At 42.7% G+C, this 12018-nt stretch carries 2 protein-coding genes; both read left to right on the forward strand.

Annotated features, from left to right (window positions below; genetic code table 11):
• Positions 1–2666 (forward strand): type I polyketide synthase (locus OCI93_RS20445; protein WP_261627200.1); only part of this gene is annotated, 2666 nt, incomplete at its 5' end.
• Positions 2667–12018, forward strand: a 9352-nt coding sequence (locus OCI93_RS20450) for an SDR family NAD(P)-dependent oxidoreductase (protein WP_261627201.1), incomplete at its 3' end; no start/stop codon positions are given. It lies immediately after the preceding gene.

Below are 12018 nucleotides of genomic sequence, written 5' to 3' on the forward strand. Positions count from 1 at the left end.
TAGGTCAAACAGATTATGCGGCAGCAAATGGTTTTGTAGATGGTTATTTACGTTCGCGAGCTCAAAGAGGGGGGGCGGGTAAGAGTTTGGCATTGGCTTGGCCACTTTGGCAAGCGGGAGGGATGCAGGTAGATGAAGGAGGATTGGCGGCGTTAGAGCGTCAAGGACTGGCAGCGATGCCAACTGAGCTGGGGTTAGACTGTTTTTATCGGGCACTCAATAGTTCACAATCGCAACTTGCCGTATTGTATTCACAGCAGACGGTGGCTCAAGACATCATAAACAAAGTTGTTGGGATAGCACAAGAAACAACGCTTCAGAAACTTCCTTTTGTATTAAACAAAGCTGTGGTTGAGCAATACCTGAAACAGGTGTTTAGTGATGCACTTTTGATACCTGCGCAGACCATTAAACTAGATGCAGGCTTTGAAAAGTTTGGTATTGACTCGGTGATGGTATTAAAACTGACAGGAGAGTTGGAAAAGCGCTTTGGCAGCTTGTCAAAAACTTTGTTATTTGAATACCAGACGATAGTGCAATTGAGTGAGTACTTTATTAAATATCACGCACACCAGCTAGCACAAGTGCTGGGTGGGAATACAAACATTACTGCGAGCGATAATACGGATGCTATTGACTTACCAAAAGCTCAGTTTGAATCAAGAGCCGCCGAGAAACTAGACGATGTCGTTGCGGTGATAGGCCTAGCAGGAAAATACCCCGGTGCAAATAACACGATAGAATTTTGGTCGAATCTTGAAAATGGGGTCGATAGTGTGGGGGACATACCTGCATCTAGATGGGACAACAGTCCATTTTATGATTCAAGTAGGAGTGAGATTGGCAAGATCTACAGTAACGCCGGTGGATTTATTGAAGGGGTTTATAATTTTGACTCGCTATTTTTTAAAATGTCTCCTCGTGAAGCCGAAGTGTTGGACCCGCAAGAAAGGTTGTTTCTGCAAACTGCCTATCACACCCTTGAGGATGCAGGTTATACCTCACAGATTTTAGCTGATTCTACAGTGGGCGTGTATGTCGGTGTGATGTATGAAGAATATATTTTGTACGGGCGGGCTAATACGCTAGGGCAAAGTGTCGCAACTACAGGGAACCCAGCATCGATAGCAAATAGAGTGTCGCACTATTTTAATTTCAATGGCCCGAGCATTGCGTTGGATACGATGTGCTCTTCTTCACTGACAACCGTGCATATGGCTGCTAAGGCGATAAGGAACGGTGAGTGTGAGTTGGCTTTGGCTGGTGGGGTAAATATATCTATCCATCCAAACAAATATATTTTATTGAGCCAGAGTCAGTTCATCGCACGAGATGGTAAGTGTAAAAGTTTTGCCGCAGGCGGGGAGGGTTATGTCCCTGGTGAAGGTGTCGGGGCTGTGTTGTTGAAGTCTCTTAAGCAAGCACAAATAGATGGAGACAATATCTATGCAACCATTTTGGGTTCTGCCATTAATCATGGTGGTAAGACTCATGGCTATACCGTGCCAAACCCAAAAGCTCAAGCACAAGTTATCTCCGATGCAATAAAAGAAGCGGGTATAGATGCTTGTACGATTACGTATTTAGAAGCGCATGGTACAGGGACATCCTTGGGTGATCCGATTGAGATAAGAGGTTTGTGTGAAGCGTTCGGAACACCAGATAAACAGTTTTGTGCGATTGGTTCAGTCAAATCAAACATTGGTCATTGTGAAAGTGCTGCTGGGATCGCTGCGTTAACTAAGGTGTTATTACAGCTTAAACATAAGAAAATCGCGCCATCATTACACAGTGAACAACTAAATCCAAATATCGACTTTATTAACAGTCCATTTAAAGTTGCTCAACGCTTATTGCCTTGGACACCGTTATATGAAGGACGTCAAGTAATACCTAGAAGAGCCGGGGTATCTTCCTTCGGAGCCGGTGGCGCTAATGCACATCTAATCGTTGAAGAGTACTCTAAACCTGCTAATGAAAGTGTTATACATAAAGGTACACCTGAACACTCACACATGATAGTGTTGTCAGCTGTTGACAAGCCCAAACTCAGTGAGTTGCTAGGACTGTTTTTACAGCAGTTATCTTCCTTTGCAGTAAGCGATGAACTCCAAGTTCAAAATGTATTGCGCAATATCGCCTACACCTTACAAGTTGGTAGGGTCGCGATGGTCGAACGTATCGGGTTTATAGTCGACACAGTACAACAGTTGAGAGCAGATATTAAACGATACCTTACAGGGGATGAACATGTTGCCATCACTGGGAATACTGAGCATGAGTTAGGGGGCAGTACAATGCCAAGTTCCGACAGCGGTTTGTTGGCGATGCTACAAGAACAGGCGTATGACCAAATTGTCATGCATTGGTGTCAAGGGGTGGAAACTAATTGGCAGGTGTTGTACGACAATGGTGAAATTGCTGCAAAGCGAGTAAGTTTACAATTATACCCTTTTGAAAATGAACAACATTGTATTAAAACTGTGGCTGATTGTGATAAAAATAACAACAAAAAAGATTCAAACAATAAAATAATAAGTAATGCGTTATCTTTTGAAGATGTTTTAGACCAATTATTGGAAGACGTAAGTGCGGGAAAAATAACAGCAAATACCGCCTCAAAGATGATGAACGGAAATCAAAGACATGATATCAGTGGTAACTAAATGATTGACTATTATAAATATGTATTTTCAAAGGTAGAAACGGGCGAGTTATCAAAACAACAGGCTAAAGAAATCGCTGTGCAACTGCAAACCAATGAAGTTGTGCATTCGGTAGCAAAACTTGATCTCGATACAGCCCAAATTGAAACGTTGTGTCAAGCGCATCAGGTGGCTGGTCAACATATCCTCCCAGGGGTTACTTACTTCCATATCGTTTATAATCAATTAAGGCAAGTCTTTGCTCCGTTTTATACGCAGCCATGCCGCGTTTCATTTAAAAATACCATTTGGTTACAGCCTTTGGTTTACCAAGTTCAGACACAGGTTGAGTTAGTATTTGATATATTAAATAGCCACAAGCTGAGATTTGTATTTCGTTGTATAGATACGCCAGAGCATAAGGTACTCTGTGAAGGTGAAGTTGAGTTGCAAGCGCCTAGCTCTGACGCCACAGGAAATACTATGTCCGAGCAGAGTTTCAGTGCCATTAATTCGTTTAACAAAGCTGAATTCTATCGTGACTTTGAACGCAAAGGCATCATTTATGGTCCGTTGTTACAAGGTGTGGAAGAAGCAACCGTACAGGGAAAAAAAAGCTATGCGAAGATTACGGTTAACGAGCCATATGGCAAGGCACTTTCTCCAATATTGTTAGATTGCGCTTTACAGTCAATTGCATTGTTGTACAAAATGGAACCAGGTTCTTCGCAAACTTGGGTGCCATTTTCTGTCGATGAGTTAGTAATATACGATGACTTACCACTGCATGAAGCAATCGTTGTGAGTGAATTTGCTACCTTAACCAACGGTAGGGCACGCAAGGTAAATATTAATATTCTTAGCGCTCATGGTCAGTTGCACATGAGCTTATCTGGATTGAATATTCGCGCTATCAAATCTGCAATACACACTCCCAATCTAAATGAAGCTGGTGCGCAGATGGTGGGGTTTGCACCAATATGGCAAAAGCGTCCAGTAGTTGCTCATGACTCTCAGTTATTACACTCTGAAGCCGTGTTTATCACATCATCAAATGATGACCTTTCAACTACACAGCAACAGGGCACTCTGTATGTGCAGCTTGATGATGAAAATATGCTAGCAAGTTTACGTAACATCATCCGAGAGCGAACACAGATATCGCATTTTGTATATGCGCTAACGCCAGCAAGTCAGCAAGACGGACAAGAACTAATTACAGAGCATCATCGCAATATCACTCAACTGTTCAGTGTGGTGAAATTACTGATAAGTGAGATAGGTAATAAACTCGGAGTAAAGTTTTCGTTGTTCACCCGCAATGCACAGACTTTTGCAGATTCTGCCGTGGATTATAGCCAGTCATCATTGACGGGGTTAATGGGTACATTGGCTAATGAGTATCCACATTGGCATATAACTATGCTTGATATCGGTTTAGAAGATAAGCTGCGTGACATATTGCCGATAGTGCAAAGTGACCAGCTACCAAGTGGTGAACAACATATATTACGAGATGGCACACTTTATCATAGTCGCTTGTTACCCATAGAAAATTTTAATATATCGCAAGATACTGAGAAAAGTGAAGAGCAACTCTATCGTCAAAATGGGATCTATGTCGTTATTGGCGGTTCAGGAGGGCTGGGACAAGCTTGGACACGCCATCTTATCTCCCATTTTGGCGCAAAAGTAATTTGGTTGGGCCGTACAGAAAAAAATGCGCAGATCCAAGCTAAAATCAACGCATGTGAAAGCTGTGATAACTGCCCAGAGTATTTGTCGGTAGACGCCTCTGAGCCGGGAGCATTAACAGAAGCGTTTGACTATATAGAGGCTCAATATGGCGCGTTACATGGTGTTGTAAATGCCGCTATGACACTCAATGATCAGAGCTTATCTGCGATGACTGAAGCGCAGCTACTGAATACTTTACACTCAAAGGTAGATGTCAGTGTTTGGCTTGGGCAAGCTATTGCTGCGCGTGACTTAGATTTTGTGCTGCTGTTCTCCTCTATGCTGAGTTTTAGCAAATCACCCGGTCAGGCAAATTATGCTTCGGCATCATGTTTTATGGATGCATATGCGCAACATTTACGCCGTATGGTTAGCTATCCTGTTAAAGTGATTAATTGGGGCTTTTGGGGGTATGAAGGCGCGGTTGCAACAGACTCATATCGACAGCGTATGGCGAGTGTGGGGGTTGCGTCAATCGAGTCGTCCGAAGCAATGTCAGCTTTGGCATGGCTAGGAAGTCATTCGATAGAGCAAGTTGCGGCTATCAAACTTTATAAAAGCCCTGCGGAGTTTTTAGCACATAAATATACCAATGAGTGTTTAACCGTGCAAAAGCAACCTGTACGGAAAAATATAGCGCAAACAATACCAATTAGTATCTCAGGCTCCCCTCCTGAAGCTGAATATTTATCTAGTCAGGTAGAAGTTAACATACTGATTAATAATCTTTTGTTGAGTTTGGTTTATTCTGTAAGCGAGCACTTTGATGAAGATCCTATATTCAGTCGGACACAACTTTGTAACGCTTTGCAATGCCTTGGTATTTATACAAAGTGGTTGGATGCATCTCTAAATTTATTGTTACAACATGGAAAAATAAAGCAGCGTCATATTAATGGTAGTGAACATTATTGCATGACTGATGAATGTGCGATTGCGCCATGTGGAGAGCTGTTGTTGCAATGGCGCCAGCAACACAGTGAATTGATGAAGCAAGATAGCGTACGATTACAAATCGATATGCTTACTGCAGTATTTACCCAGATAAATCAGATTTTATCCTGTCAATTATCACCGATGGATGTTCTTTTTCCTGCGGGTCAAATGGATAACCTTCAAGCTATTTATAAGGATAACCCCGTCAGTGCCTTTTGTAACCGTGCGGTCGCGGAAGTCGTTGCCAAACGTGTAGATGCTTTGACATTAAACGCTGAATATGGCGAGATACGTATTTTAGAAGTAGGGGCTGGTTCCGGTGCAACAACAGAGCAGGTATTAGCACTACTTGAGCCATATCAGGATCATATTAAAGAGTATTGCTTTAGCGATATTTCACAGGCATTTCTGCAGCACGGTAAACAATTATTCGCAGCACGTTACCCATTTGTGCAATATAAACACTACGATGTGACAAAGCCTCTTAACTTGCAGGCAATGAACGTTGCACAGTACGATATTGTGATTGCGACGAATGTGCTGCATGCCACCTCTGAGATTCATCAAACCTTAATCAACTTGAATGCTAGTTTGAAGCACCGTGGCATGCTAGTGATTAATGAGCTTATTGAAAATAAGCCATTTGCTCATGTGACTTTCGGCTTATTGCCTGGCTGGTGGCAGTTTGCAGACGCAGAAGTAAGAATGTCGGGCGGCCCTTTGTTGTCTAAAAATATGTGGCACCATGTACTGTCTGTTAGTGGGTTTGAGCATATCTCATGGCCATTATCGGATGTTACCAATGTCGGACAAGAAGTATTCGTTGGTTATAGTAACGGTTTGGCAGTTGTGCCACAAAAACAAGCACATCACATATCAATTGAACAAGCAGAAGAATCAGTGATGATTACCAGTGATCACAGTGAGAACGCGACATTAGCAGCACGAGTAATAGAATACTTAACGAACAAAGTCAGTGATGTCCTTAATATACCGGCTCAAAAAATCAATGCAAATAAGCCGTTAGAGCAATATGGTATCGATTCTATTCTAGTGGTACGTTTGACTCGAGCACTGAATGATGATTTACAAGGCATAGAGAGTACGGTCTTTTTCACCTATCAGACTATTAATGCCCTCACCGATTACTTGATTTCAGAGTATCAAACTAAGCTACTTGCAATCACTGGGTTGGATATTAAAGAATCACCTGCTGCTGTTGTAGACATAGCGCCTACAAACTCAGCCTTCTTTGCTGCTGACAGTGTGCTTGATAGCACTAGGGCCAACTCAACCTCTGATGTTGGTATTCAGGATATTGCAATTATCGGTCTGTCTGGCCGGTACGCGCAGTCCGACAGTGTGGAAGAATTTTGGGAACATTTATTAAATGGCCGAAGTTGCATTGAGGAGATCCCTGAACAACGTTGGAATTGGTCAGATTACTTTTGTGAAGAAAAAGGTGTTGCTGGCGCGACTTACAGTAAATGGGGTGGCTTTGTACGTGATGTGGAATACTTTGATAGTGTCTTTTTCGGTATCGCACCCTTGGAAGCAAAGAATCTTGACCCACAAGAGCGACTAGTACTCGAGGAAGCCTATAACTGTATCGCAGAAGCTGGTTACACACCTGCGACAGTAAGCTCTAATAATAATGTGGGTATCTATATTGGTGTATCCAATGCAACTTATACCACTGGCGCGCATTTTGCGTCGATTGCAAATCGCATCGCTTATACATTTAATTTCTTTGGCCCAAGTATGGCTATTGATTCAGCTTGTTCATCCTCTTTAACTGCAATTCATTTGGCATTGGAAAGTCTCTATCTAGGTACGTCTGATAGTGCTATTGCCGGAGGGGTTAACTTGATTCTAGACCCCATTCATTTTATTAGTTTGTCAAAAATGACCATGCTTTCCCAAGGACCTCAATGCAAAGCATTTGCTGCGGATGCGGACGGTTTTGTGGCGGGCGAAGGTGTTGGTTTAGTGTTACTCAAAAGACTCTCTGATGCTCAGCAGGACAACGATCATATTCATGGCGTTATTAAAGGTAGTATGATTAACAGTGGTGGTAAGACTAATGGCTATACAGTACCAAATCCAGTCGCTCAAAGTATGGTCATTGAACAAGCTATGGCGCGTGCGGGTGTAGAGCCTGAATCTGTAAGCTATATAGAGGCTCATGGCACAGGCACTGTTTTGGGCGACCCGATTGAAATTGCAGGACTTTCTAAACCATATCAAAGTGATGTGGCAGCAAAGCAACACTGTGCCATCGGTTCTGTTAAATCTAATATCGGACATTGTGAAAGCGCTGCGGGGATAGCGGGTTTAACTAAAATTTTACTTCAGTTTAAACACCAACTGATCGTACCGTCTTTAAACGCTGAAGCTGTGAACCCTGAAATAGACTTTTTAAATAGTCCTTTTTATCTACAAAAAGAAGCAACACATTGGCCAAGTAAAGACTCGCAAAAAAGAAGAGCAGGTTTGTCTTCGTTTGGGGCTGGAGGGTCAAACGCACACCTTATCGTTGAAGAATATATAGAGCCGTCCACTGAAATAAGCGCTTTAACTAGCCCCATCGCTATTTTGCTATCGGCACGTTCTGCCTCCGCGCTAAAGCAAAAAATACAACAGTTGTATACTGCGATCGATCGAACACAGTATCAAGACTCCGATTTGGCTGCAATCGCATATACTTTGCAAGCAGGTCGTGAAGTTTTTGCGTTTAGGGTTGCGATTTTGTGTTTAACAATTTCGGAGTTACTTGATAAGTTATCCCGCCTTGCAATGGGAGAGCATGTCTTTGGTTGTTATTCTGCACAGGCAAATAATAATTCAGACCATTTGAGTGCGATTGCGGAACCAGATGAGATAGAGCAGCTGATTAAAACATGGGTGACAAAAGGATATAGTGAAAAGTTAGTAAAGCAATGGGTGCAAGGCATGGATTTTGACCTAACTTTGCTTAGTCGCTATCTAACTAAAGCGCATTGCAAGCGGTTATCGTTACCAGGCTACCCATTTGAGAGAAGACCTCATTGGTTGGCCAAGACATATCCCACGCCTAAGTTTAACCAAGATGTAGTTACTCAAAAGCCCAGTCGTCATATTGAACAAGCCACTATCAATGAGACGCCAGAGATACAAGAGGTTGTCAGCAAAGCCGTAATATTGCCTTCAGGGAATACACTGCCTAGAGGTTGTGACAATACGCACATAGCGGAACTACAAGCAGGAGTGGACCCAGCAAATGCAGTTTTAAGTGATAAAGGTAGCATGGTTTGTAAATCAGTAGCTGAGTTGGTGAAGGAACTTCAAGAAAGCTTTGCCAACATTCTGCTTTTGAATATCGACGAAGTTGCTATCGACAAGCCATTTAATGAAATGGGTATGGACTCAATTACAGGAGTTGAATGGGTCCGTATTATTAACAGCGTCTTTGGATTGAAGTTACCCACTACAAAACTTTACGATTATAGCTCGATCACTGAATTAGCGAAGTATATAGACACACAACTGAGTCAAAACTTATTATCCGATATATCATTAGATATCGCTTCGCCACTAGAAACGTTAGTCCACGCAAGCAGCGCTGAACAACACACACGGCTCACAAATGGCTTACAATTTGAGTCACAGCACGCGTTGAAAAGCTGGCTTATACAAAGCTTCTCGGCATTATTATTGCTTGAAAAAGAGGATGTGGACCCAGAAAGATCTTTTCAAGAAATGGGCCTAGACTCAATTACTGGTGTGGAATGGGTGAAGGAGATTAACCGCCACCTCAACCTTCAGATAGCTACCACGCGCTTATATGATTTTCCAAATATTTCGTTATTGACCGATATGATTGCACAGCAAATTGAACCATTTTCAGCTGAGCTTGTGCAAGAAAGACCGCCTACTACGATTGCTGATATGACGCCGGAAACAGCTAAAAAGCAGGTTAAATTAAATGCCTTTCAAATACATAAACAGACGTTGGATGTGGTCAATGAGGACACGATAAGCAGCAAAAAATTAGTCTCTTTGGCACCATTAACTCAGTCAGTACCACAGCTAAAACATAAAGTCGCTACACCTGCACAGTATGGCTTAGTTGTGGATGGTGTTTTATCGCTAGATAGTATCGGCCTGAGAAGTTGGCAAGTATCGGCACCTGCAGGCGATGAGGTACAAGTACAGGTTTATGCATCTGCGCTGAACTTTCCTGACACTATGTGTATTAATGGCTTGTATCCGACTATTCCCAGTTACCCATTTGTACCAGGGTTTGAGGTTTCTGGCGTCGTCACATCTGTGGGCTCATTGGTAACTAGATTTAAACCAGGCGATGAAGTGGTTGGCCTAACTGGGGCACAATTGGGTGGTCATGCCGAAAAAGTCAATATGCCAGAAGATGGGTTGGTACGTAAACCCGTTAATTTGTCTTTTGAGCAAGCCTGTAGTTTACCTATTATATTTTCAACCATCTACCATGCATTTGAGGTTGGTAATTTAGGTCATGGTGAACAAGTACTGATCCAAACAGCTAGTGGTGGATGTGGACTTATGGCGTTACAGTTTGCACATTTGCAAGGTTGTGAAGTCTACGGTACTTCGAGTAGCGCGCAAAAGAGAAACTTTCTCTCAGAAGTTGGAGTCGAGCATGTTCTAGATTACCGGGGGGAGTTTGATGAGCAGGTTATGACCCTAAGTAATGGTAGAGGTGTTGATGTTGTGCTCAACATGGTGTCAGGTGATGCAATGCAGCGCGGGGTAAATAGCCTCGGTTGCACAGGCCGATACCTTGAGATAGCAATTCATGCTTTAAAATCGAGCAATAAGTTTGATTTATCAGGGCTTTTACAAAATCAGTCATTTCATAGCATTGACCTGCGTCGTTTAGCATTTAATGGCAAGTTATCTATCACACCTATATTAGAAAAAATGGTTGAGATGGTGGAGTCTGGTGAAATTGTTCCTGTTGTATCAATGGTTTACCCTGTAAATCAGATTCAAGATGCGCTGCAATACCTAGCCGAGGGTAAGCATGTAGGCAAAGTAGTACTCAGCCATCGAAATAACGAGGTTGAAGATCTAACGGATCACTGTGTTAATGCATTGCGGGCGCACAAACGCAGATTTTCTTTTTCTGGAGTTACCAAGCCTCAAGCAGAAGTGGCCTTTGCGAGTGCGAAAACCGCTGTTAAGGAAGTATCAAACTTACGGAAAAATATTGCTATTATAGGAATGGCAGGCCAATTCCCAGGGGCGTCAGATATCGAAACGTACTGGCAAAATATAGCCAGTGGTAGAGATTGTGTTGTTGAAGTGCCATCATGGCGATGGTCAATCGATGCGCTATATCAAGATACGCCATGTGAAGGAAAGTCTATTTCTAAGTGGATGGGCTTATTGGATGATGCTGACAAATTTGACTGTTACTTCTTTGGTATTTCACCAAAAGAAGCAGAGCTCATGGACCCACAGCAGCGACTATTTTTAGAAGCATGTTGGGCATGCATTGAAAATGCAGGCATCAATGTAGGCAACATATCAGGCAGTCGAACCAGTGTATATGTGGGTTGTGGTACTGGCGACTATCGTGGTCAGATCGGAGATGATAGGCATTCGGCTCAGGGGTTAGTTGGTGCGTCAACGTCAATTTTAAGTGCGAGAATTTCCTATTACTTAAACTTACAAGGACCAAGTGTTGCGATTGATACTGCTTGTTCTTCATCTCTAGTGGCGATTGCTGAGGCGTGTAATGGTTTATTGTTAAACAACTTTGATTTAGCGATAGCTGGTGGCGTGAATGTTTTGTCAGGCCCTTCAATGCATTTAATGACCAGTAGTGCTGGTATGTTATCCCCTCATGGCAGGTGTTTCTCATTTGATAGCAGGGCTAATGGATTTGCACCTGGTGAAGGTGTCGGTGCATTACTGCTTAAACGCTTATCTGATGCGCAACAAGACAATGATACGATCCATGCTGTTTTGAAAGGTTGGGGGACCAACCAAGATGGTCGTTCAAATGGTATTATGGCACCTAGTTCTGTATCACAAGTACGGCTACAAAAAAGTGTTTACGATCAATTTGGCATAGACCCGCAAACAATTGGTCTAGTAGAAGCTCATGGTACGGGAACTCAATTGGGTGATCCGATTGAAGTAGCGGCGTTAAAAGAGTCTTTTGCTGAGTATACTAATGAACAACATTACTGTGCACTTGGTAGTGTTAAAAGTAACATCGGGCATTTGTTGACTGCTGCGGGTATCTCCGCGGTGGTTAAAGTTGTAATGGCGCTGAAGCATAAACAACTGCCGCCGACAATCAACTTTCATACTTTAAATGAAAATATCGATCTGTCTAATAGTCCATTCTTTATTAGCAACACATTACAACCATGGCAGATTGAAAAGGGCAAACGACGACTAGCATGTGTGAGCTCTTTTGGTTTTAGTGGCACCAATGCCCATTTAGTATTGCAAGAATATCCAGAGCATGAAGTCGTGAGCCCAGACACGGGTCCGGTATTGTTTGTATTATCAGCAAAACGAGCGGCGGGACTGGTGGCTTATGCAGAGAAATTCATTACGTACTTACAAGCTAACCCCACGGTGTCGCTGAGAAGAGTGACCTATACGCTGCAAACGGGTAGAGAAGCAATGCGCTATCGTTTAGCGATAGTAGCAGAGCACTATGATG

Source organism: Pseudoalteromonas holothuriae (genome assembly GCF_945859825.1).
Lineage (GTDB): Bacteria > Pseudomonadota > Gammaproteobacteria > Enterobacterales > Alteromonadaceae > Pseudoalteromonas > Pseudoalteromonas holothuriae.